This window comes from Haemophilus sp. UMB1048 (assembly GCF_030218125.1).
In the GTDB taxonomy this organism is placed as follows: Bacteria; Pseudomonadota; Gammaproteobacteria; order Enterobacterales; family Pasteurellaceae; genus Haemophilus_D.
In genome coordinates this window covers 1-246 of sequence record NZ_JASOPB010000159.1, presented here as the reverse complement: position 1 = coordinate 246, position 246 = coordinate 1, and the positions used below count along the sequence as shown (strand labels likewise).

General features: G+C 48.8%; 1 protein-coding gene. It reads left to right on the top strand.

Annotation, left to right across the window (positions count from 1 at the left end; all coding sequences use genetic code 11):
- Positions 1 to 246, top strand: a 246-nt coding sequence (locus tag QP437_RS10820; protein WP_285267770.1) for a hypothetical protein, incomplete at both ends; no start/stop codon positions are given.

The following is a 246-nucleotide window of genomic DNA, read 5'->3' as shown; positions in this document are numbered from 1 at the left end:
GGAGAAGCCTGCACCAGAACCAACGCCAACGCCTGCGGGTGAGCCGACTATACTCACGCCACAAGATGGTGTTGAGCAAGGTTCCGCAACTGTTACCCCACCAGCAGATGCTGATACTCTAGAAATCACGTATATTCCAGAAGGCGATACAACGACTCCTGTAACAATTACCGTGAAGAAAGATAAGAATGGTAACTGGACTATTAACGGTAATACCACAACCGGCGTGACTGTTGATCCTAAGAC